The organism is Micromonospora chalcea (assembly GCF_002926165.1).
Lineage (GTDB): Bacteria > Actinomycetota > Actinomycetes > Mycobacteriales > Micromonosporaceae > Micromonospora > Micromonospora chalcea.
Map to the genome: position 1 here is coordinate 56,172 of NZ_MAGP01000075.1, position 23,320 is coordinate 79,491.

Below are 23,320 nucleotides of genomic sequence, written 5' to 3' on the forward strand. Positions count from 1 at the left end.
GGACTTCTACGAGAGACAGTGGACGTCTCATGCCTCACTTCCGATCGCCACGCGCCGCCGAATCTCCTTGAGCGCCACCACATCACCGACTCGTGCATCCTCGGCGGACCAGAAGTCCAGTCCATCGGTTGCCCTACGTGTGGCACTGATCTCTGGTCCGTACACATCGATCTTCACCGCCTCGCCGGCGGCGCTGGGGGACGCATATGTCCGGTTGCCGTACCGGATGGTGCCATCGGCAAGCAGCTCGGCAACGTACTGTTTGCCAAGGTATTTCGCATACAGCTTGGTACCGGGACGAAGTCGGCCAGCCCTGATCAGGTCGACAAGCTTGATCGCGCGCTCCGCCTCCGAAACCGGTCGCTTGACGGTACGACGGGTCACGGACCCAGGTGGTTGCGATCGAGGAGGCCGCGGGGTCGGCAATACAGGTGGCGCGGCTGCTGGCGGCATTGCCGCACGGGCCACCACCGCCGGACCGGTGCCAATGCCGGTGGCAGACGCGACGGACGAAGGGAAATCGAAGCTAGCGCGCACTCTGACGAGGCTGGATCGCACCTCGTCCCGCGTCAGCCGGCCGAGCCGGCGATCGAGCATCGCCACCATCTCGGGTGCAGGCTCTCCCGCCGCGAACAGTTTACGCAGCTCCGCATGTACCAGCCGGTCGACGAAGTAGCCCTTCCACAACTCTTCGATGCGGTTGTCGCGCATGTTCTCTTTGCTGAGCAAGGAGAGCAGCTCAACAGCGCCCTCGAAGTCCTCCTCGAGCCGCACCGCGCGAAAGAGCTTGTGCTCGATGGGAACCGGAGCGTGGGCGTTGTAGACGCGCCATTCCGCCCCGTCCGTCAGGGCAACCCACTCCACGCCCGCGACGGCGGCATAACTGATGGTCTGGTTGGCCCAGCGCGGATCGTCGAGGTTCTCGCCGAGCCCTTTGGCCTCGATGAACAAGCGTGGGGTGCGCAGCAGCAGGAGGGCGTAGTCCACGGGGTTGTCGGCACCGCGGCGCCGGTACTCGCGGTGCACCTCGTCGACGTCGAAGAGATCCCAGCCCAGTGCTCCGATGATCGGCTCGATGAGTCCGGCCTTGGTGTTCTGCTCGCCGATGCGCTGGTGTTGGCGCCGGAAGCGCACCAACCGGTCAAGGCATTGCTTGACGGCGTCTTCCAGTTCGAACATGCTCCTCATCCTTCGCGCGGTGCGGCACTGAACGAACTCGGCCCAGCGGACCCGGGCGCTTCCTCCCTCAACCGATGCAGGTGGCTCAGCAGCGCTTCGATCTCAGCCGCCGGCGCGGACCCTGAGCCGTGCAGCGCGCTGATGTCACGCCGTAGTCCCTCCAGTTGGCGCCGCGCCTCGGGCACGTCGCCCAATCCGGCGACGAGCATGGCGATCTGTTGCCGCAAGGGAAAGAGTTCCGGCGAGTCCGACCGCATCACCTGCTGTTCCTCGGCGAGAAGCGCGCGCAGTTCTCTCAACGCCTCGGTCGCCTCGCCCAGCTCCGCCTGGCAGCTCGCTGCCTGCTGCCGACACTGCCAGATCAGTTCCTCGTCGGGCACGGGACGCTTGGCGAGATCGACGATGAGCCGCTGGAACTCCGGAAGCGCCTGCCGGAACGCGCCGGCCAGGACGTACAGGTTGGCCAGGTTGAGCCTCAGCTCCAGGATCCGCGGCTGCCTTGCCGCGTGCCCGCCGCTGATCGGCTGCAGCACCGATTCGAGCAGCTCGGCGGCCTGGGTGAACCGCTCTTCCTCGGCAAGCTCCCAGGCCCGCTCCTCCACCTCGGCGAGCTGGTCGAGCGACGGCGGCTCGACAATCTCTGCCGCTGCTCGTGGACGGACGATGTCGACGCGCGTCGGCGGCAGCGGCGAGCGGGGCGGCAGCGGCCCGAACGGATACCGGTACGGCATTGTCGGGTCGACCCGCTGCCCGTCCGCCACCGTCGGGGCGGCGTCGGCTGCCTTCTCGGCATCGACCGCTCCGAACGGCGCCAGCATCTCGTAGACCTCGACCGCCGACTCGGGCCGGTGTTGCGGGTCCTTGGCGAGCAGCCGTACGAGGAGGTGCACCAGGACGTCCGGCACACCCGCGCGGTGCTCCGAGACCGACGGGACGGGGTCGTTCAAGTGCCGGTGCAGCATGCCGAGCGGGTTGTCGGCCCGGTACGGCGGCTTGCCGGTGAGCAGCTCGAACAACACGCAGCCGAGTGCGTATAGGTCGGTGCGCGGGCCCACGGCACTGTTCAGCGCCTGCTCGGGAGCCATGTATGTGGGCGTGCCCAGTGTGTGGCCGGTGGCGGTCAGCCGGGGCACGTCCGGTCCGAGCAGGGCGGCCACCCCGAAGTCCAGGACCTTGACGGCGCCGCTGGGGGTCACCATGACGTTCTGCGGCTTCAGGTCACGGTGCACGAGTGAGGCGGCATGCGCCACCGCCAGTACCGAGCAGATCTGGGTGCCGATGGCAGCCGCCCACGGAACGGCGAGCCAACCACGCTCGGCGATCAGGTCGGACAGGAGCACACCCGGAACGAGCTGCATGACGATGTAGAGGTCGTCGCCGTGGTGGCCGACGTCGTGCACGCTCGGCACTCCGGGGTGGTCCAGGCGTGCGGTCACCCGGGCCTCGCGGATGAACCGGTCGACGGCGGTGTCGCGGTCGCCGTCGGGCACGGCGAGCTTGCGCAGGAACTTGATGGCGACGGGCCGGTCCAGCTTCTCGTCGAAGCCCGCCCACACCTCCCCCATGCCGCCGTGACCGATCGGATACGTCAGCTCGTATCGATCCGCTACTCGTTCCTGCGCGTGCATCCGTCTCCCCCGGCAGCCCTGTCGGATGACACCGACGACTCGTCGGCTAGTACCGCTCGCCATAGATGTCGAGCAGTTCCTGGTAAGCCTCCCGGACCGCATCGTTCGCACCGGGATCGTGCGCCGCGTTCTCGGCAGCCACGGCAGCGAGTTCGAGCGCGTTACGCACCCGGGTCAGTTCCGCCTCCGTCTCGTCCCACAGCGTTGTCACGCGCTGCCGCTGTTCGGTCAGCGCCTTCCCCACGCTGCTCGTCGAATCCCCCGCCGGGCCGGACTGCCGGCGCCCCATCTGAGTACGCAACTGCTGCCGGCGGCTGAGCACATCGCTCGCCTCCCAGAGCGCCTGCGCCAGGATCTGCCCGCCCTCCGCAGCGTCCATCACACGGTCCACGTCGGGCAGCGCCCGTCCGGCCCGCTCCGCCAACTTCACCAGGTCGAGGAAGTCTTCCCGGTCCTCGGCCTCGGTCAGGGTGTGGTGCAAGGCGGGAAAGGCCGCCTGGTCGGGCGCCTCGATCTGAGGTGGCGGCTTCGTCGCCGTGATGCCGGCAAGCCCGAGGCCCAGCAGGAGCGCGACAAGAAACAGAATGACCAGCAGTGGCGCACCTGAGAAGCAGAGCACCGCGGAGACGAGCACCGCGATAGTGCAGAGCACGACGACGCCGGGAACCTTGGACGGCTCCGGGGCGGTCGGGACCGCCCGCAGGTCGGTGATGCTGCCCCACTTGTGTCGACGTGGCGAGCGGGTCACTTTCAGCGGGGTGAGCGCGGTCATGACCCGGGACTCGTCCACGGCGATCCAGAGGTGGAAGGTGGGCTCGGACGGGGACAACCGTCCTCCTCTCGGCGAGGTGCGAAGGCTCAGGCGATGCCCTTGCGGCGGCGGATCATCTGGTACGCCTGCCGGCGTGCGAACTGGTTGAGCTGCGACCGCAGGCTCTCGTCGTCGAGGTAGCGCTGCATCAGCTTGCCGTTGTCGTCGTGGCGGGACAGGATCACGTCCTCGATCCGCTTGTCGCAGACGACGCCGAAGTTGCTCTCGTCGTTGACGAGCGCTGCGGCTTCCAGCGTGCCGTCTTCGGCCAGCGCGACGATCTGCTGCTCGACCCAGACCTTGTCCGCCTCGCCCAGGCCGATACCGAACCGGTCGTTGAACACGTCGATCAGATCCGAGAGCGCGACCTTCTCCGGGTCGTGTTGCGAGCCGACACCACCGCCGACGAAACCGGGCAGCATCTGTTCCCCCTCGGGAGACAGCGAGGCGTCATGCTCACCGGTCTTACTGACCCGCAGGTGGGTCAACTGCACCTCACCGATGTCAACGGACGGGTCCTGCCGGCGCGGGAGCCGGTTGAGCAGCGCGCGCCCGTACAGGTAGAGCCGCTCCAACTCCTCGTCGTGGTAGGGCACTACCTGGCTGAGGAACGCGTACATCCGGGTGTAGTCGCGCAGTGCAGACCGGAAGTCGTCCGCAGCCTCCGGGTCGTCGGCGGCCAGGGCGTTGAAGCGCTGGACGGCCGGCTCGGTGAAGCGGTAGAGGGCGGCGTGGGCCCGCTGGAGACCGGTCTCCGTGGTCGCCTTCCGCTCCGCCTCCAGCAGCGCTTCGGCGTACGCCTGCAATTCCGAGTCGACGAGGACCGGGTAGCCCGTGACGGCGTTCTGCGCGGTGTAGAGCAGGTTCGGGTCGGTGGGCGTGGTGGCGGCGGTTTCGAAGTACGGCTTGAACTGCTCGGCGATGTCGCCGGCCTCGTTGACGAAGTCGAGAACGAACACGTCACCCTGCGTCTTGAGCGGGTGGGTGCGGTTGAGCCGGGACAGGGTCTGCACGGCGGCGACGTTCTTGAGCAGCTTGTCGACGTACATGGTGGTGAGCAGCGGCTGGTCGAAGCCGGTCTGGTACTTCTCGGCGACGACCAGGATCTTGTACTCGGTGTCCTGCTTGGCCTTCGGCGTGCCGGCGTACTTGTCGTCGGCGGCGGTGTAGCCGAACTTTTCGGGTAGCTCACCCTCGCCGAACCCGTTGATTCGTGCCTCGGTGTGCTCGACGCCGTCGACCTCCAGGTCACCGGAGAACGCCACGAGGGAGTCGCAGCCCACGTAGCCCTGCATCTCGACGTACTTCTTGATGGCGGTGTGCAGACGCACGGCGGCCTCGCGGGAGCCGGTGACCACCATGGCCTTGGCACGCCCGCCGAGGCGCGGCGCGGTGTGCTTGCGGAAGTGCTCGACGATGATCTCCGCCTTCTGGGCCTGCATGGTGGGGTGCAGGCTGGCGAAGCGGGCGAGCTGGGCGCCGGCCTTCTTCGGGTCGACCTCCGGGTCGTCGGGGTTGGCGTTGGCCAGCTTCCAGTACGACTTGTAGGTCAGGTAGTTGCGCAGCACGTCGAGGATGAACCCCTCGTCGATGGCCTGCCGCATCGAGTACGTGTGGAACGGCTGCGGATTGCCGGTGACCGGGTGCGGCGTGCCGAACAGTTCGAGCGTCTTCGGCTTCGGGGTGGCGGTGAACGCGAAGTACGACAGCGTCTCGTGCCGGCCTCGGGCCAGCGCCGAGGCCGTGAGCAGGTCACCCGACTCGTCGACGTCGTCGCTGCCGAGCTTGAGCAGCACCTTCTTCAGCGCGGCGGCCGAGTCGCCGGACTGCGACGAATGCGCCTCGTCGACGACGACTGCGAACCGCTTGCCCTTGAGCCCCTGCACCTGGTTGAGCACGTAGGGGAACTTCTGCATCGTGGTGATGACGACCTTTGCCGTCTCCCCCTGAAGCGCGGCGGCCAGCTGGGCGGAGTCCTTGTCGATCCGCTGCACCACGCCGGGCACGTGCTCGAACTGGAACACAGTGTCCTGCAACTGCCGGTCGAGGACGACCCGGTCGGTGATGATGATGACCTTGTCGAAGACCGGCTCGTTGGGGCGCAGCCCGTCCTTGGCGACGTTCGGCGCGGTGTGCAGGCTGGACAGCCGGTGCGCCAGCCACGCGATGGTGTTCGACTTGCCCGACCCGGCCGAGTGCATGACCAGGTAGTTGTGGCCCGAGCCGTGCCGGGCCGCGTGGTCGGTGAGCTGGGTGACCGCGTGCCACTGGTGGTAACGCGGGAAGATCAGCGCCTTGGATTCCTTGTCGTAGTGCAGGAACCGCCGCACCAGGTCCATGAACACGTCCGGGTGCCAGATCTGCACCCAGAGGTAGGAGCTGCGGTAACCCTTGTCAGTGGCCGGCGGGTTGCCCGCCCCACCGGACACGCCGGGCCCGTTCGATCCGGTGTTGAACGGCAGGAACCGGGTCTTCTCCCCCGCGAGCTTCGTCGTGACGAAGACCAGGTCGGGGTCGACCGCGAAGTGCACGAGGGTACGCCGGGCGAAGATCAGTTCTTTCGGGTCGCGGGTCTTGCGGTACTGCTCCTTGGCGTCCTCGACGGTCTGGCCGGTGAGCGGGTTCTTCAGCTCGGCGGTGGCGAGGGGGATGCCGTTGACGAAGAGAACCAGGTCGAGGGTGTTGTTGTTGCTGATCGAGTACGCGAGCTGGCGGGTTACGGTGAGGCGGTTGGCGCGGTAGAGCTTGAGCGCGTCGTCGGTGATGGCGTGGGCGGGCTTGAAGTACGCGAGGCGGATCAGAATGCCCTTGTCCTTGACACCTCGACGGAGGACATCGAGGGGCCCGCGCTCATCGATCTGCTTGGCGAGATGCTGGGCGAAGCTCCGCTGCGCCACGTCCGGGTCGTTCCCGTGATACGCCAGCAGCTTCGTCCACTCCTCCGGCTGGGTCTCACCGATGAAGGTGAACAATTCGGCTGTATCGAGGCCAGACTCCGTTCGGAAGTTGCCGGTCAAACCCCTCTTCCAGCCCGCTGCTCGCAAATCTCCCTCTATGCGGCCCTCGAACCGCCTCTCTACTTGAGAGGACACACTCACTCGACACTCTCCTCGTCGGAGTCCTCGACCTCTCGCACAACCGACCTCGCCAGCGACACCAGCGATCCCTCACTGCCGAGGAACCATCGGCGCGGGCCCTGCACAGCCACCGGTGCCCCATTCCACTCGGCGAGCGCATACATACGCATGACAAGGCCACTCGGCGTGTACCGCTTACCGTCCGCGGCCCACACCAATGGTCGAGACCGGCTGTTCACCCAAGTCGCCGCACCCCGACGACTGTCTTCCGATAGCCAGGAGGCCAAAGCTCGCCGTTCGGGTTCCGTTACCGCACGGAAGCTAAGGCGGCTGCCTTCCTTGATTCGAGCAGCATCGACCAAGATGTGTACGGAGTTACGACGTCGGGTGGTTCGCTGCCGCGGCACAGGCACATAGTCCGGCCGCAAATCGGGTGCAGGTGTGCCCGTCTCAAGCGCCGTAAGCACGGACCGCACTAGTGGTCGAATCCGGTCGGCAGAAGCGAGCGTCGGCCCGATGAATGAACTCTGACCAAACTGTTCGTCGATCTGAGTTACTAGCCAGCGAACGGTCTTGCCAACAAGAAGAGGAACCTGGTCAAGCACAGCTTCCCAATTATAGTCGGAATCATCAATGCCATCCCGACCCAAATCTTGAAATACGATATGCGCGACGATCAGGCTGCCCTGCTCGGCGACGGCGGCCGCACGGCCCTCCAACCCAGGCTGCATGGCATGAAGCGAGTCACGAACCCGACGCAGCAACTGAACAGAGCGCCAGATCTGCACGGCGGGAGGCCGCTCGCCGAAAATCCTCACATATGCACCCTCCGGACCCTCCTCCCACAAGAGGTCCTCGTTATTTCGAACACGTTGCGCCAGCCTTGGATCGGCATGTGCACAGGCCAGAGCTATTGCAGCCTCCCGGACAGTGCAACCGCTCTCCGGCGACGGCTCGAACTCGCTTCGCCTGATCGTGTAGGTCAGACCGAGCGCCAACGAGAACTCTTCTCGGATCGCCAACTGCACCTCATCAAGCGCCACAAAGTCGCGCCGCTCGATGTGGTTCTGGGTGTTCGTAGCCTTCGTTATCTCTGCGCTGGTCGCTTCGTCTGTACTTGCAATGACCCGGATGCCCACCAATGCACCTCGGACGCGATCATCGCCCTTTTGCACCGCTGCCGCGATCGCTGCAACCGTTTGCGCGCCGTTCACGACGCTGATATTAGTCGCCTCTATCTTGGCAGTACCGTAGGGAGAGCTTCGACTCTTGGGTGTCAGTTCAAGACTGTCACACAAAATCGTGACACCATTATTCCGATACCAAAACTCGTAAGGTTCCTCGGCTAGACTCCGGGCGATATCGGCGTTCACCTGGGTAACGCCGAGGGATTCTCGAATGTTCTTCCGAAACAACTGGTCGCCGTTATCTTCATACCATGAGGCAACCGTGGCTGCCGTCGTAACACCGTTAGCCGCCCGCATTGGCGTACTCAATTCAAACCAGCGGTCCATCTCAAAATCCAACTTTATTGGATCAGGCTGCGCCGTCTTTCGAATAATTTCCCAAATGTCGCGCACGTAAAGGACTTCAAAATCGAGGTAATGCCCATGAGCGTTGAATTCGTCCCGCAACTCCGATAGCCGTAGCAAAACATTGGGATGCAGTGGCGCCTGCCTCATTAGACCAATCGTCAGCATAATGCGAGCTTGCGGGTCGTCGACGATCGTAGTGATCTGTGTTTTGAGAGGCTGAACTTTTGCGTTGAATCGTCCGAATTCGCGTCGATCAATCATACGCAGGCCATCCGCCATGGTTATTACATCTAGCTCACCAAAGTTGGCCGCCGCGCGATCGTTCCACTTCGTTTGAATCAGCCATAGTCGAGGCGCGCCAGCTGTGAACGCGACGGCATCGATGCCGAAGTCTTGACCGCCGTCCGTTACGGTAGCCGCAGCTCGCGCATCACCACAATCGGTCCGACTGTTGGTGATTGCAGCAGCAAGCGCTCTCGAGAGCAGGCAGCGGCGCCGTTCATCGGGGTCCGGGTTGGTGAAGTCGCCAACATCGATGCGATCCTCGAACCTTCGGCGCAACGAGTCTGCGATAACCGTCACCTGTCGCGACGCATCCATCAGCTTGGACACCCAAATCCTCCCGGCGGCAGATTGCCTGCAAGTCCGTTGTTGCTACCTGGCTTGGTTGATCCTTCTCACTTCACCGGCCCCCTACGCCAACTCCGAAGCTTCCGCCGTTTGCACGTCGAGCCTTCCGGTCACGGCCGCCGCCACCAGCGCTTGACGACGGAGATGAAGTAGTAACACCTGGCGGTCGATGGCACTGCATATTTGTTCAACGACCCGAAGTTTCTCCTTCAACGCCACGACGATTTCGCGTTGACGGACGAGGGTCGGCAAAGGAATAGGGAAGTCAAGGATCTTGCTACTGTTTGTTGATGCTAGATTTGTTGTCCTCACTCCCGTGCTTTCGAAATAGCATCGGCCATGAATGGACCGAGTGACGAAAGCAAGATATTCCGGATCGAGTCTCGCCTTATCGCATCGAATTGCGAAGACATGATTTTGATGGAGGCAGTCGACAAGCTGACCGCGCCATACTGCCCCTCGACCGAGTTTGTCAAGGTCTCCGCCCTCGGTCATCAATACATCGCCGGCCTGCAACTTGCTGCGTTCCGCTAGACCGCGAGGGACTGTAACCTCGGTGACAGAATCCAGGCTAAGGCGACCCGCTTGCACATTGGCGACGCGCAGATACGGCAAGGTAACATCGCCATCGGTCCTTTGCCGGGCTCCGTTCACTGTAAGCCCCGACTGGAGACGGCTTATGTAGCCAAGCCGAACCAGGGGCAGCGATACAGGGAGCACCGGGAGCCAGGGGAAGTTGTCATCCCGCTGACCCTTCGCCAGGATTCCTGGCATCAACTCTTCGGAGATGACTGCTTGGACACGCTCCTCGAGAATCCTTCGCTGGGCCACCCTCCGCTCTACTACCGCGACGAACCGAGCTAACTCGGCGTCGAGGAAGTCCACGATTCGGCGCTGCTCTTCTAGGGGTGGCACAGGAATCGGCGCGGCGGCGAGTCGTTCACAGACAAGTTCGATTTGGTTTGTCGCTCCGACAACAAGAGCCGAAGAAATATAGTGCTGAAATGGTTCCGAAAGAAGATAATAATAGGCAAATCGAGGATGAAGGATTTGGGGCTGCGCGCGAAGGCGCGTAACGTGACTATCAGCCATAGCCGGGCGAGAATCCGGAGTGCCCGAGAAGAACCCGACACGGCCGAGCGTTCCACGGCCAGTGGAGTTAAGAAGGACATCGCCTGTTCGAAGGATGCCCTTCAACTGTGTTGGATCGCCTGCGACGGCGTGCAGCCGAGCTCGTCTCCAGTCCAAGCCGTAGGCTTGGTTCGCTGCCTGGCTGACGGCCCAGACTTGGCCATCCTCCACATAGTCAGGGGCGGTCCCGCGACCAATTGATTCGGTCACATGCTTCAGTGGCCGCCATTCCCACTTGGCAGGAATCGCCACGCCTGCAAGGCCGGTAGTCACCGCCTCACCTCGCCAAGCAGAGCCTGGATTTCGGTTTCTAGGGCCATCAACTCAGAGTCGATTTCGTCGAGTGGGCGTGGCGGGTTGTAGACGAAGAAGTGGCGCGTGAATGGAATCTCGTAGCCAATCTTGGTTTTGCTTTCGTCAATCCAGGCACCGGAGACGTGCGGAAGCACCTCCCGCCTTAGATAAGCGTGTATGTCCTCGTTCAGCGGCACGTTCTCGTTATCGCGCAGATCCGGGTCCGGCAGTGGGTTGCCCTTGCGGTCGCTCTGCATCTCCCCCTCCGGGTCACTGACGGAGAACGCCTCCCACACCGCCTTCTCCACCGCCGCCGGCAGCTTGCCCAGCCCGTTCAGCTTCATCGCGAACTCGGCCCGCGTCGCTGACGACGTACCGATCAGCGACTTCACCGCCGTCAGCAGCGATTCGCGCTCGGCGTACCTGAGGACCGCCTTTGCCTCGGCAAGCAGCGCAACCGTCTTCTCCGTGACCTCGAACCGCAGCCGCAGCGGTCGCTCTACGGTGATCCGCTGGTATCCGAAATCGGTGGTCTTGAAGACCTTCACGTTTGCGTGCTGCGGGTGCTCCGGGTCGTCCGCGATGGCCAGCGCGTTCACGTACGCCCGGGTCAGGTCGTCGATGTGCTCGTCGGTGAGCATCTTGCGCTTGTCGCCGAGGCTCTTGCGCATCTTCGTCCAGTAGTCGCGTCCGTCGAGCAAGACGACCTTGCCCTCGCGGGCCGGGTCCTTCCGGTTGGTGAGGATCCAGAAGTAGGTGGAGATGCCGGTGTTGTAGAAGAGCTGGTCAGGCAGCGCGACGATGCCCTCCAGGAGGTCCTTCTCCAGGATCCAGCGGCGGATCTCCGACTCACCAGATCCGGCACCACCGGTGAAGAGCGGCGAGCCGTTGAAGACGATCGCCAGCCGGCTGCCGCCGTCATCGGGGCGCTTCATCTTCGAGATCATGTGCTGGAGGAACAGCAGTGAGCCGTCGTTGATCCGTGGCAGGCCGGCACCGAAGCGGCCGGCGAAGCCCCGGGCGTGCTCGGCCTTGATGAACGTTTCGACCTTCTTCCACTCCACACCGAACGGCGGATTGGCGAGCATGTAGTCGAAACGCTCATCCTCGTGGCCGTCCTGGCTGAAGGAGTTCCCGAAAGCGATCTTCGTCGGGTCACCGCCCTTGAGCATCATGTCGGAGCGGCAGATCGCGTACGTCTCGCCGTTGAGTTCCTGCCCGTACACCTCAACGGTGGCGTGGGCGTTGTGCTCCTCGATGTACTCCTGCGCGACGCTGAGCATGCCGCCGGTGCCGCAGGCCGGGTCGTAGATCTTCCGGACAATGCCGGGGGTCACGAGGTCGTCCTCGTCGGGAGCCAGCAGCAGGTTGACCATCAGCCGGATAACCTCGCGCGGCGTGAAGTGCTCACCGGCGGTCTCGTTGCTGATTTCCGAGAAGCGACGGATCAAGTCCTCGAAGACGTAGCCCATCTGGTGGTTGGACACCACGTCCGGGTGTAGATCCACTTCTGCAAACTTCGTGAGCACCTGGTAGAGCAACCCGGCTTCGGCGAGGCGGCTGATCTGGGTATCGAAGCCGTACTTGTCCAGCACGTCGACCGCACCTGGCGAAAACCCGCCGATATAGGCACGCAGGTTGAGGGCCGCATGGTCCTGGTCGCCGAACGACGTCTTGAAGGACAGCTTGCTGGTGTTGTAGAACGGCAGCCCGGCTACCCTCCGCAGCACCGGATCCATGTTCTGCACGCCAGCGTCCTTGAGCTGCTGGTGCCGGGCCAGCACCGCGTCCTTCGTCGGCTCCAGCACGCAGTCCAGCCGTCGCAACACTGTCAACGGCAGGATTACCCGTCCGTACTCGGACTGCTTGTAGTCGCCGCGGAGCAGGTCGGCCACGGACCAGATGAAGTTGGCCAACTCTTGGTGCTTGGTGCTCACCAGTTTCCTTTCGATTGCCTTAAGACAAGCAGTATCACTGCCGTCCTGCATCGTTGTAGTCGCCCACTCGGCCGAAACGATCAACCGAGCGTCAGCGTGTCGTCTCAGGCGGAGGATGCACGGCGGGCCACCGGCCCGCAGGCTTCCGCATCTGTCACCGAAGCGCCGCCTCCGCGTCGGATATCTGACGAAAGGAATGTCCGCCGGGGAATCATATTGGCCCGTCCGCGGGGCAAACCGCGCCACGGGCCAGCCCGTCGGCGGTGAGCTGCACCAGTTCCGCCCCGAGCGTCGCCGCCTGCCGCAGTGCCGACTCGAAGGCGTGCAACCGTCGGAACGCCTCCCCGTACCGCTCCTGTTCCTCCCGCGACACCCGCCGCACCTGCGCCCGCCGTACGTCGAACCGCAGCGTTCCCGAGAGACTCGACGCCTGCCGCTCATTCGTCGACGTCCGAAGTTGGCCCGCAAGGAACCACGAATCCAACGCCGCGGGATTCGGCCGCAGCAGATACAGGTTGCGCCCCAACAGGGCACCCTCCGCCGTCACCACCCGCGCGGTGAGCTGCCGCGCGATCATCGGCACCACCACATCCCCGGCGGCCAGGGCGATCTCCTGCCCGAGCCGCCCGTCGTCGCGCCCCGAGGGCTCACCGCCGCCCAACACGTCCGACACGGTCAGCACCGGCCGACCGTCACCGGCAAGCTCACCGTCATCGCCGGAAGCACCCCGGATCGGCCCGAGGAGCTGCAACGCGCCGGCCCGGACCAGCTCGCCGACCGTAAGGAACTCTCCCTGGGCTTCGTCGGCCGCGGGCGTGACCTGCGGCATCAACGTCGGTAGGTCGGCGACGACGGCGGCGAGGCGCTCGCGTGTGCGTACCAGATGTTCGCCTGTCGCCTCGCCCACGACGGCGGGCTGGCGACGTGCGGGGGTGAGGTCGATCTCCTCGTCGAGCAGTTCGATGACCGGGACGGCGCGGGCGTAGCCGGGCTCGTCGATCTCGCCGTCGTTGGCGAAGAACCGCCAGGTGTCGAGGATCCGGGTGTGATCGCCGGTGGCGGCGTCGATGAGCAGCGTCCGCGCCGGTGGGGGCGCGTCGGCCGGTGGGCGGCGCAGCACCCACAGGTGCAGGGGTACGCCGTGCGGCGCGGCTGCCCCCGGCGGCAGCGCGATGACGGCGCGCAGCACGCCGCGGCGCAGCAGTTCGGCGCGAATGCGGCGGCCGGGGCGGCGGCCGGCCACGGCGGGCGGCATCAGGAGTACGGCGTGGCCGCCCGGTCGCAGGTGGGCCAGCGCGTGCTGGACCCAGGCGAGTTCCGGTTCGGTACGTGGGGTGGTGCCGACGATCCAGCGCGGGTCGTGGCCGAGTTCCTCGTCGCCCCAGTTGCTGGCGCCGAAGGGCGGGTGGCAGACGACCGCGTCGAACGTGCGTCCGGAGTAGTCGTCGGCGCGCAGCGAGTCGCCGGTGGTCACCTCGCCCGGTACGTCGCGTAGTGCCAGCCACAGTCCGGCCAGCCGGGCCAGGTCGGGGTCGAGTTCCTGCCCGTACGCGGAGGTGCAGCCGGCGCGGACGGCGGCGCGCAGTGTGGCGCCGGTGCCGGCGGCGAGGTCGAGGACGGAGCCGCCGGCTACGGCGGCGAGCCCGGCCATCAGGTCGGCGATGTCGTCGGGGGTGGCGTGCGGGCGAGCCGGTCCGGGGGCGGAGAAGCGTTGCCAGAGCGCGTCGAAGGCGCCCTGTGGGCCGAGTTCGTCGGCGAGCGCGTCGATGTCCGGCGCCAGCGCCTTCAGCTGCGGGTCTGCCGGGCGGGTGGGGCGTTGGCCGCGTTGCCGGGTAAGCAGCCGGGCGCCGACGGCGGCAAGCCCGGCGGCCGGTGAGGGACCGGCTGCGACGAGGTGCCGCCAGAGCCGGTCGGCAGTGGCGAGTTCCGGGAGTTTGCCCTGGGCGTGCAGCCAGCGCTCGACCTGGGCGAGGTCGAACTCGGGACTGGTGGCGCTGCCGCCGACCGGCTCGGGGAAGTCCCCGTGCCGTTTGCGCCAGTTGCTGACGGCGGCCCGGCCGACACCGGCGAGCCGGGCGATCTCCGCTGCGGTGATTGTCGGTGTCTCCTGCACGTTCGGAGTGTGTCACACCTGTCAAGCATGATGCTTGTTGACAGCGTTCACAGATGATGCTCTCATTGACGCCGCCACGTTCACAGCAGGAGGAAAACAATGCGCAAGACCACCACGCTCGCCCTGATCGCCGGTGCCCTCGTCGCCCTGGGCTGCGGTGCCGGCACCACCGACGACACCACCGGCAGCAAGGCGGAGACCGGCACCGAGGCGGCCGCCGGCGACACCGACGGCGGCAAGGCCGACACGGGCAAGAGCGACGACAAGCCGAAGACCGCGAAGATCGGCCACCCGGCCCGTGACGGCAAGTTCGAGTTCACCGTCAAGTCCGCGAAGTGCGGCGTCAGCAAGGTCGGCTCGTCGACGTTCGGCGCCAAGGCGCAGGGCCAGTTCTGCCTGGTCACGCTCAACGTGAAGAACATCGGCAAGGAATCGCAGATGTTTGACGGCAGCAGCCAGAAGGCGTACGCCGCAAACGGCACCGAGTACTCCGCCGACGGTTCGGCCGCCATCTACGCCAACAAGAACGCGGAGACGTTCCTCAACGACATCAACCCCGGCAACCAGGTCACCGGCGTGGTCGTCTTCGACATCCCGAAGGACGTCAAGCTCGCCAAGCTTGAGCTGCACGACTCGCCGTTCTCCGGCGGCGTGACCGTCTCCCTGAGCTGACCTGACCAGCGCCGGCCAGGGCGGGATCCGCGAACCCCGCCCCCCGGCGCCACTCCGCCGCCAGCCCGATTCTCTACGCGAGGAGATCGACATGCGCAGTGCGAACAAGCCGGACGACGGCCGCGACCGCCAGTCGCCGCCCGGCACCTACCCGACGACTGTCTACCGGCTCACCGTTCCGGCCACGGACGACGGCCTATGCGCCGCGCTCAACCTGGACTACCTGCGGCGGCACGGCTTCGAGCCCGCCCCGCACCGGGTCCTCGACGCACCGGCGCTGCTGGTGCACGGCAGCGCGCCCCGCGACCGGGCCGAGTGGTGCGGTGTCCTGTCAGGCCTGGTCGGCACCGACGTGACCATCGGCTACAGCAGCGGCGGCGGCGCCCTGCTGCTGGCGGTGGACGACCGGGCATACGCCCTGACCTTCGGCACCCTGGGCCGTTTCATGATCGAGCTGGAGAAGACAGACCCGACGTTCGGTGTCTCCTTCGCCGTGCGGACGCTTCACCCCAGCGGGATCCGCCAGGTTCGCCGCCGGGTGGTGGGTGCCAGCGGCCGGGTGGACCGGAGCCTGGTTCCGGGCGGCCAGCCCATCTGGAGGTACGGCATCGACAAGTGGGGGGAGATCGTCGGCCAGGTGTCCGGCCGCGTCGACAACCCGAACCTGACTGCGTGCCAGGGTGCGGGCGCTGCGGTGAGGGTCGAGGGCAGCGACGCGCTGCGCATCCCTCTCGGCGTCTCCCCCGAGCGGCTGCTCGCCGATCTGCGGGAGATCGACCGGGTGTGCCGGCAGGAGTCGCCGCTCGCCGACCTGGAGTTCATCGAGCAGATCCGGCCGCTGCGCCCCAACGACTCCCGGCACCCGGCGCTGATCGAGGTTCTCGACCGGCGGCTGGGCCTGCCCGACCCTCCGGATCTCGGCATCGCGGTGCCGGGCAGCCTGGTGGCCGACGTCGAGCACGTCGCTTCGTACCGGGTTCGCGTGCCCCGATCCGGGCGAGGCCCGATCCTGACCACGGACCTGGACCTGTCGGCCATCCTGTCGCACACCGTCCACGCCCTCGACGGTGACCGGTGGCCCGGGCTGCGCAATGGCACGCTGACGCTCTACGCCGACGCCGCCGGTACCGAGGAGATGGCATCGACGCCGGTGTCCCGGTGGATCACCGCCGAGGTCGCCGTCGGCGGCAGCCACATGCTGCTGCACGAGGGCCGGTGGTACGAGATCGGCGACCGCCACCGCGAGTTCCTGCGCCAGGAGGTGGCTCGCATCCTGAACCGGCCGCCCAGCGTCGTGTTGCCGCCGTGGACGAAGGAGCTGGCGAACGAGGACTGCTACAACCGCGAGGCAGCAAAGAAGCGTCCGGGCCTGGTGCTGCTGGACAAGAAGCTCCTCCGCACCGGGCAGCACCCGCATGGCATCGAGGCGTGCGACCTGCTCGGGCCGAACGGTGAGCTGATCCACGTCAAACGGGCGTCGGGCAGCTCGCCGCTCAGTCACCTCTTCGCGCAGGGTGTCACGTCGTTCGACGCGTTGCGCTACGACAACCAGGCGCGTAACCGGTTCCGCGACCTGGTGCGCGCGCAGCCGGGCGGGCCGGACCTGCCCGAGGACTTCCGCCCGCGCACGGTGGTCTATGCCATCGCTTTGAGTGCCGGCCGCACCGTCACCGTGGACTCGCTGTTCACATTCGCGCAGGTCGCGCTCTACCAGGCGGTGAAGACGCTGCGCACGGAGGGCGTCGACGTCGAGGTCGTCGCCATCCCACCCGCCTGACCGGCACCCCTTCCGGATCCGACCGCCCGGCGGACCGCACGCCCGCCGGACGGTCACCCCTGCCTGCCGCCGTGCCATCGACCACCCAGGAGGAACGATGCGACCGGACGAGTTCCGCCACGCCCTGAGCCTGCTCCCCGCTCCCCTGCACCAGCGCGCCCTTCCGCTTCGCCAGTGCGTCTTCCACACCGCGTGCCCGCCGTGCCGGCGCGTCGGCGACGCGGTCACACTCGCGCTCGCCGCGGCTCACTACGGCCGGCTCACCTCGGCCGGGCAACTCCTCGACAACGCCGTCCGGCTCGCCGAGGAACACGGCACCATCCGTCCCCCGCAACCCGATCCGGCGCGCGGCCCAGATCGGCCCGTCCCGTGGACGGCCGTCTCCGCGCCCGTCGTCGCCGTACGCGGCGTCAGACCGAAGCGCCGCGCCGGCGGCAGCGGCTACGCGACCGGGCGGTGGACCCGCCGGGTCACCAGTCGCGGGCCCAGTCCGGCGGCGGTACGACGGCGAGCTGCGGCTCCCCGCTGATCGGTTCGAGCGCGTGCACGATCCGCAGGTCCCCGTCGGCGGCGGCATCGGAGTCGGTCAGCACCCGGCCGCTGCTGCCGCCGACGCTCACCAGCACCCACCAGTCGGGGTGGATGCCGCCGTCGTCGACGAGCGCCCGTACGCCGAACTCGCGGGCGAAGGTGACCGCGAGATCACGCTCGCCGTGGTCGGTGGCGGCGGCCAGTTCGGTATCGCCGGTGAGGATCCAGCCGAAGCCCTCGCCCCCGTCGGGCGGGATGAGCATCGCCACCGGCCGGGGATCGTCGACGGCCCGTTCCTCGACCCGACCGACGTACACGCTCTCCGGCGCCACGCCGTACTCCGTCAGCAGGAACCGGCGGAGGGCGTCCGCCGGCAGCTCGGCCTCGAAGTGGATCCAATATCGCACCCCTGCCCCTCTCCGAAGCCGAGCCCGATCCGCCACAGTGTCTTGCCTCGGCGGCCCGCCGGGGAGTTGGCTGTCGGGTATGGCCCGCATCGCGTACCACGACGCGGACGCCGAGGCGTTCGCCGCGACCCGGCACCTCACCGACGACGGTCTCACGGCCTGGCGGGCCGCCGTCGCCCGGCATCTCACCCCGCGCTCCGGGATGCGACTGCTCGACCTGGGTGCCGGGACGGGTAGCTGGGCACGCGCGTTCACCGACTGGTTTCCCGGCGTCGAGGTGGTCGCCGTCGAGCCGTCGGCGGCGATGCGCGCCCGCTGTGTGTTCGCGCCACTCGTCGCAGGCGACGCCGGGCACCTCCCTCTGGCCGGCGGCAGTGTCGACGGCGCCTGGCTGTCCACGGTCATCCACCACGTGCCCGACCTGGCCGCGACGGCACGCGAGCTGCGCCGGGTGCTGCGTCCCGGTGCCCCGGTGCTCATCCGGTCCGCGTTCGCCGGTAGGCACGAGGCGATCACGCTGTTCGACTACTTCCCGGAGGCGGTCCGCGTGCTGGACACGTACCCGAGCATCGCCGACGTCGGGGCCGCCTTCGCCGCCGCCGGCTTCGCCACCGCGGCGGTCGAGGCGGTCCCGCAGGTCACCGCACCCTCGCTGCGGGAGGCGGCGGCCGGCCTGCGCCGGGAGGCGCACACGCCGCTTCAGCTCATCACCGATGCGGAGTACGCCGCCGGCATCCAGCGGCTACGCGAGGCAGCAAGGACGGTCGACAGCCCGGTCGTCGACGCCCTCGATCTGCTCGTGCTGCGCTGAAACACGCGGTTAGGGTGGGGCGATGGATCATCGTCAGTGGACTGTCGTCGGCGCGCCGTCGAGCGCCGGCGCGCACACCCCGGGTGTCGAGCGAGCCCCGGCCGCCCTGCGCGCCGCCGGCCTGCTCGACCTGCTGCGCGACGGGGCGGACGTCGAGGACTGCGGTGACGTGCCGGGCTTCCGGTGGCGGCCCGATCCGGCGTACCCGAGGGGGCAGAACGCGGGCGCGGTGGCCGCCGTCGCGTCGGCGGTGGCCGACCGGGTCGCGGGCGCGCTGGGCCGGGGCCGCGTGCCGCTGGTGCTCGGCGGCGACTGCACAGTCACCGTCGGCCTGGTCGCCGGGTGCGCGCGGGCCGGGATGTCGCCCGCGCTGGTGTACGTGGACGGCGGCCCGGATCTCTACACGCCGGTGACCCGCGCGAACGGCAACCTGGATGCGATGGGGCTGGCGCACATGCTGGGCCTGCCGGGAACGCTGCCCGAGGTGGCGGGCGTCGGGCCGGTGGTGCCGCTGCTGTCCCCGCAGCGGGTGGTGGTGTACGGGGATTCGCTGCCCCGGGGTGACCACGAGCGGGAGCTGGTGGCGGAGCTGGGGCTGGCGTACGTGCCCGCCGATGAGGTGCACGCCGACGCGCGGGCGGCGGCGCGCCGGGCCCGGGCGGTGGCCGAGGGCGCGGCCGACGGGTTCGTGGTGCACTTCGACGTGGACGTGCTGCGTTTCGTGGACGCGCCGCTGGCGGACGTGCCGGAGTCGTCCGGGCTGAGCCTGGACGAGGCGGCGGCAACGCTGGCGGAGCTGGTGGCGAGCCCGAAGTTCGCCGGGTTGTCGGTCACCGAGATCAACCCGCACCATCTGCCGGACGACGAGGTGCTGCCCCGGTTCGCCGGTGTGTTGGCCGGGGCGCTGACCGAGGGCTAGGCGGTCTCCGCGAGGTGCAGCGGCAGCACCTTCGCCGCGCTCACCGCCAGGTCGCGGTCGAGCACCTCGTCGCGGGGTACGAAGACCATCGCCTGTCCCTCGCCGAGCACCACGTCCTCCTGGCGCGCGTCGGTGGTGCCACGGAAGACGTACACGGTGACCGTGTGGGCAAAGCCGTCCTCGTGCGGGCGGGGGCCGCTCCACAGCAGGTGCAGCTCCCCGGCGGTCAGCCCGGTCTCCTCCAGCAGCTCGCGCCGGGCGGCCTGCTCCGGTGGCTCGCCGGGTTCGATGCTGCCGCCGGGCAGGCTCCACTGGTACGGAGACACCGGCGCGTTGCCGTCGCGGTGCTGCATGAGGATCGCGCCGGTCCGGTCGACGAGCAGGACGAGGGCGACGTCGTATGCGGCCACGTCCTGAGCCTGCCACGCGGCACCGGCGACACGCAGCCCCCACTTTCCGCGGCATCGACCGAAAGTTCGATTCAGAGCACCAGAAGCCATAGACATATCGACATGGCTTTTGTAGCGTCAGCGCACAGGCGACGAAGGAGTGCGACCATGTGCTACGGACATGACGGACACGCCGCGCTGCAACAGTCACTTGACCGGCGTGGCCTGCTGCGCGGCTCCCTGGCGGCGCTCGCCGGGATCGGGCTCGCCGCCGGGCTCGGCGCGACGGGCGCCCAGGCCGGCGGACACCACCACGGCCGGCGCCCGGTGCCGAAGGAACTGATCAGCCTTCAGCTCTGGACGGTCCGCGACGCGCTCAACGGCTCCCCCGGCTACGACCCGACGCTGGCGCACCTGGCCCGCATCGGCTACCCCCGGGTCGAGCTGGCGCTCGGCTACTTCGGCCGTACCGCCCGGGAGCTGCGCCGCTTCCTGGACGGCATCGGCATCAAGGCCAGCTCCAGCCACGACGGCATCGCCGCCGACGCCGCCGCGCTGGACCAGAAGATCGCCGACGCCCGTACGCTGGGCCAGCGGTTCATGGTGGTGCCGTACCTGAACTCCGACCGCGAGGACGACTGGAAGCGCTGGGCGGAGCAGATGAACGTCGAGGCCGCCGCCGCGCGCAAGGCGGGTCTGCGGTACGGATACCACAACCACGCGCACGAGTTCACCATCGACTTCGGCAACGGCCGGCGGCCGTGGGACGTGCTGACCGAGGAACTCGACCCGCGACTGGTGCACCTGGAGATCGACATCTACTGGGCGGTCACCGGCGGCATCACCTCCGGCGAGGGCGTCGCCGACCCGGAGGGCTTCACGCTCGACGTGATCCGCTCGGCGCCGCAGCGGGTCCTGCAGTACCACGTCAAGGACCGCGACCCGGCCACCGGCGACATGGCCGACCTGGGCACCGGGATGATCGACTTCGCGCGGATCTTCCGGGGGCACCAGGTGATGGAGTACATCGTGGAGAACGACACGCCGGACGTGACGCCGCAACGGACCGCTGAGGTCGGCTACCGCTACCTGCGCCGCCTGCGGTTCTGACCCGCAGCGGGGCACGGACGGCCGCCGGGCGTGACACGCTCGGGGTGGCCGCGCCGACCGAGGGGGTACGCGATGACCGACGAGCCGGACGACGTCCACTACGACCGCCTCTACCGGGACACCGAACGGCCGCCGTGGGAGATCGGCGGTCCGCAGCCGGCGCTCGCCGAGGTTCTCGACACCGGGGTACGCGGCCCGCGCGTGCTCGACGTCGGCTGCGGCACCGGGGAGTTGGCGCTCGCGCTGGCCCGCCGCGGTCTCGACGTGACGGGTGTCGACATCTCGGCGGTGGCGATCGATCAGGCGCGGGCCCGGGCCGCCCAGGCGGGACTGCCGGCGCGTTTCGAGGTGTGCGACGCCACGGCGATCCCGGTGCCGCCGGTGCCGTACGACTCGGTGTTCGACTCCGGGCTGCTGCACTCGCTGGACCGGCGGGGCGCCGCCGTACGCGACTACCTGGCGCTGCTGCCGCGCCTGACCGCGCCCGGCGGGGCGGTGTTCGTGCTGGCGGTGTCGCCGGAGGCGGGCCAGGGCTGGGGTCTGGACGCCGACGCCCTGCGCGCGGCGTTCCCGGAGCCGCTGTGGTCACACGTCACGGTGGAGCGGATCGACGTGCTGGCCCGGGTCGAGGGCGCGGACCTGCGGCTGGCCGGCAATCTGCTGCGCGCCACCCGCTCCCCCGTCGGTCCGTAGCGGGACCGGTCCGGCGGGCGGCGTCAGCGACGCCAGTGCTGACGTGGGGCGTAGCCCTCGCGGCGCAGCCAGTGTTCGGTGTAGACGATCCGCTCGGCCTCGATCACGACGAGCGGGTCCTCGGGCGGCTCGGACAGCGACCGGCCGCGCTCGGCGTGTTCGCTCTCCCAGCGGAACGCGGCCCAGTGGTGGGCCCGGTCCGGATGCTCCGGCCCGAGCACCCGGGCGGTGCCGAACACCTGCGCGCCGCGGCTGCTGGCCAGCCCGACCAGCGGCGCGAAGACGCCGACCGACACGCGCGGGTCGGCGGCGATGTTGCGCATCTTCGGCGAGCGCGGCGCGGCGGTGAACATCAGCGTGAAGCCCAGCGGGTAGTAGCGCACCGGCGTCGCCAGCGGGCCGTCCGGCCCGACTGTGGCGAGCACGCACATGTTCTGCGACGACAGCAGGTTGAGGATGCGTTCGGCCAAGCGGTCCCGGTCCAGCTTCCTCGTCGGCGCCGGCCCGGTCAGCCACGGGTTCGTCAGCGGCACGGGGCGTCCTCGATCATGACGGCACCCTACCGGCCGGGTTCAGGCGCGGGCCGGCGAAGTGCTGGCCCGCAGCACCACCTCCGCGGGCAGGCGGCTGATCCGCCGGCGGCGGCCCGGGTTCTCGGTGAGCGCCAGCTCCATCGCCTTCTCGCCGAGCTGGCGCAGCGGCAGCGCCACTGTGGTCAGCGGTGGGGTGAGGTCGCGGACGATCGGGATGTCGTCGAAGCCGGCCACCGAGATGTCGCCGGGCACGGACAGCCCGTGGTCGCGCAGCGCCGCGTACGCGCCGACGGCCATCACGTCGGTGAGCGCGAACACGCAGGTGGCGTCGAGGCCACGGCCGAGCAGCTCGGTCATCGCCTGGTAGCCGCCGTCACGGGTGAACTCCGCCTCGGCCACCGCCGCCGGGGACAGCGTCACGCCGGCGGCGGCCAGCTCGTCGCGGAACCCGCCGAACCGGTCGGCGACGGTGGTGAGCTCGGACGGGCCGGAGAGCACGGCGAAGCGGCGGTGCCCGAGGCCGAGCAGCGCGCGGGCCAGCGCGGCGGCCCCGGCCCGGTTCTCCGGCAGGACGCTGTCGACCTTCAGGTTGCGGTGCCGGCTGACCACGGCGACCCGGCCGCCGCCGTCGAGGTAGGGCGTCAGCTCGGCGGCCAGCGCGCGGTCCCAGCGCGGGTCCTCGAAGCCGGAGCCGATGAGCAGGATGGCCGGGGCGCGTTCGGCGCGCAGCATCGACACGTACGCGATCTCGCGTTCCGGGTCGCGGAACGTGCTGGCGAGCATGACCAGCAGGTCGTTGTCGGCGGCGACCCGCATCACGCCGCCGGCGACGGCGGCGAAGTAGGGGTCGGTGACGTCGTGGCAGATCACGCCGACGCTGCGGTGCGACGCGCCGGCCAGCGCGCGGGCGTGGGCGTTCGGGGTGTACGCGAGCCGCGCGGCGGCGGCCAGGACGCGGTCGTGCAGGTGCGGGGTGACCCGCCGCCCGTTGAGCGCCCGGGAGGCGGTGGCCAGTGAGACGTCGGCCGCTCTGGCCACGTCTTCCAGCGTCACGTGCGGCATCGATGAGTCTCCCTGCGGAACGTCTTGACCCGGTGTTCCGGCGTGGCTACGGTAGCACCCTGAAAGCGCTTACTGAAAGCG

General features: G+C 68.2%; 19 protein-coding genes. 7 read left to right on the forward strand and 12 right to left on the reverse strand.

What is annotated here, in order from left to right; translation table 11 throughout:
- Positions 1-27 precede the first annotated feature (27 nt).
- The 8 genes from BAW75_RS07900 to BAW75_RS07935 all read right to left on the reverse strand — a co-directional run bounded on the left by BAW75_RS07900 (position 28) and on the right by BAW75_RS07935 (position 14,335).
- On the reverse strand, positions 28-1,179 hold the full coding sequence (locus tag BAW75_RS07900; RefSeq protein ID WP_208635202.1) for a restriction system modified-DNA reader domain-containing protein: 1,152 nt from the start codon (positions 1,177-1,179) through the stop codon (positions 28-30).
- A gap of 5 nt (positions 1,180-1,184) precedes the next feature.
- Positions 1,185-2,909, reverse strand: a complete 1,725-nt coding sequence (locus tag BAW75_RS07905; protein WP_244206035.1) for a serine/threonine-protein kinase — start codon at positions 2,907-2,909, stop codon at positions 1,185-1,187.
- On the reverse strand, positions 2,854-3,636 hold the full coding sequence (locus BAW75_RS07910; RefSeq protein ID WP_104113116.1) for a hypothetical protein: 783 nt from the start codon (positions 3,634-3,636) through the stop codon (positions 2,854-2,856). Before BAW75_RS07910 ends, BAW75_RS07905 begins: the two co-directional genes overlap by 56 nt.
- Before the next feature lie 29 nt (positions 3,637-3,665).
- Positions 3,666-6,590 (reverse strand): type I restriction endonuclease subunit R, encoded by a 2,925-nt coding sequence (locus tag BAW75_RS07915; RefSeq protein ID WP_208635203.1) that lies wholly within the window; start codon positions 6,588-6,590, stop codon positions 3,666-3,668.
- A 122-nt stretch (positions 6,591-6,712) separates the two neighbouring features.
- Complete coding sequence (locus tag BAW75_RS07920) at positions 6,713-8,842, reverse strand: AIPR family protein (protein ID WP_104113118.1); 2,130 nt, start codon at positions 8,840-8,842, stop codon at positions 6,713-6,715.
- 81 nt (positions 8,843-8,923) lie between these two features.
- The gene (locus BAW75_RS07925; protein ID WP_104113119.1) at positions 8,924-10,264 is read right to left on the reverse strand and encodes a restriction endonuclease subunit S; all 1,341 of its coding nucleotides are present in this window, start codon (positions 10,262-10,264) and stop codon (positions 8,924-8,926) included.
- Complete coding sequence (locus tag BAW75_RS07930; RefSeq protein ID WP_244206036.1) at positions 10,261-12,222, reverse strand: type I restriction-modification system subunit M; 1,962 nt, start codon at positions 12,220-12,222, stop codon at positions 10,261-10,263. The genes BAW75_RS07925 and BAW75_RS07930 overlap by 4 nt, the downstream gene beginning before the upstream one ends.
- Before the next feature lie 211 nt (positions 12,223-12,433).
- A complete protein-coding gene (locus BAW75_RS07935; protein ID WP_208635205.1) occupies positions 12,434-14,335 on the reverse strand; it encodes an N-6 DNA methylase in 1,902 nt (633 codons plus the stop codon).
- A gap of 99 nt (positions 14,336-14,434) precedes the next feature.
- Here BAW75_RS07935 and BAW75_RS07940 point away from each other — a divergent pair, with 99 nt between their 5' ends.
- From BAW75_RS07940 to BAW75_RS31970, 3 genes are all read left to right on the forward strand, one after another.
- Positions 14,435-15,007 carry a DUF4352 domain-containing protein gene (locus tag BAW75_RS07940; RefSeq protein ID WP_104113120.1) on the forward strand — a complete coding sequence of 191 codons (573 nt, stop codon included), beginning with the start codon at positions 14,435-14,437 and terminating at the stop codon, positions 15,005-15,007.
- Positions 15,008-15,098: 91 nt separating this feature from the next.
- A complete protein-coding gene (locus tag BAW75_RS07945) occupies positions 15,099-16,784 on the forward strand; it encodes a DUF6119 family protein (RefSeq protein ID WP_104113121.1) in 1,686 nt (561 codons plus the stop codon).
- 97 nt (positions 16,785-16,881) lie between these two features.
- Complete coding sequence (locus BAW75_RS31970; RefSeq protein ID WP_146074809.1) at positions 16,882-17,313, forward strand: hypothetical protein; 432 nt, start codon at positions 16,882-16,884, stop codon at positions 17,311-17,313.
- Here BAW75_RS31970 and BAW75_RS07950 read toward each other — a convergent pair.
- Positions 17,255-17,722: a hypothetical protein gene (locus BAW75_RS07950; protein ID WP_244206037.1), complete on the reverse strand. Its 468-nt coding sequence runs from the start codon at positions 17,720-17,722 to the stop codon at positions 17,255-17,257. The genes BAW75_RS31970 and BAW75_RS07950 overlap by 59 nt on opposite strands.
- Before the next feature lie 79 nt (positions 17,723-17,801).
- Between BAW75_RS07950 and BAW75_RS07955 the strand changes: the two genes are divergently transcribed.
- Both BAW75_RS07955 and BAW75_RS07960 read left to right on the forward strand, forming a co-directional pair.
- Positions 17,802-18,533, forward strand: coding sequence for a class I SAM-dependent methyltransferase (locus BAW75_RS07955; RefSeq protein ID WP_104113122.1), 732 nt, complete (start codon positions 17,802-17,804; stop codon positions 18,531-18,533).
- Between the two features lie 22 nt (positions 18,534-18,555).
- Positions 18,556-19,452 carry an arginase family protein gene (locus BAW75_RS07960; protein WP_104113123.1) on the forward strand — a complete coding sequence of 299 codons (897 nt, stop codon included), beginning with the start codon at positions 18,556-18,558 and terminating at the stop codon, positions 19,450-19,452.
- Here the strand turns inward: BAW75_RS07960 and BAW75_RS07965 are convergent.
- Positions 19,449-19,862 (reverse strand): NUDIX hydrolase, encoded by a 414-nt coding sequence (locus BAW75_RS07965; RefSeq protein ID WP_104113124.1) that lies wholly within the window; start codon positions 19,860-19,862, stop codon positions 19,449-19,451. The two genes, BAW75_RS07960 and BAW75_RS07965, sit on opposite strands and share 4 nt — an antisense overlap.
- 147 nt (positions 19,863-20,009) lie before the next feature.
- Between BAW75_RS07965 and BAW75_RS07970 the strand changes: the two genes are divergently transcribed.
- Entirely contained in the window at positions 20,010-20,951 is a 942-nt protein-coding gene (locus BAW75_RS07970; RefSeq protein ID WP_104113125.1) for a sugar phosphate isomerase/epimerase family protein, read from the forward strand.
- 72 nt (positions 20,952-21,023) lie between these two features.
- The gene (locus BAW75_RS07975; protein ID WP_104113126.1) at positions 21,024-21,644 is read left to right on the forward strand and encodes a class I SAM-dependent methyltransferase; all 621 of its coding nucleotides are present in this window, start codon (positions 21,024-21,026) and stop codon (positions 21,642-21,644) included.
- 23 nt (positions 21,645-21,667) lie between these two features.
- Here BAW75_RS07975 and BAW75_RS07980 read toward each other — a convergent pair whose 3' ends face one another.
- Positions 21,668-22,177 carry a pyridoxamine 5'-phosphate oxidase family protein gene (locus tag BAW75_RS07980; RefSeq protein ID WP_104113127.1) on the reverse strand — a complete coding sequence of 170 codons (510 nt, stop codon included), beginning with the start codon at positions 22,175-22,177 and terminating at the stop codon, positions 21,668-21,670.
- A gap of 39 nt (positions 22,178-22,216) precedes the next feature.
- The gene (locus tag BAW75_RS07985) at positions 22,217-23,239 is read right to left on the reverse strand and encodes a LacI family DNA-binding transcriptional regulator (protein ID WP_104113128.1); all 1,023 of its coding nucleotides are present in this window, start codon (positions 23,237-23,239) and stop codon (positions 22,217-22,219) included.
- Positions 23,240-23,320 lie beyond the last annotated feature (81 nt).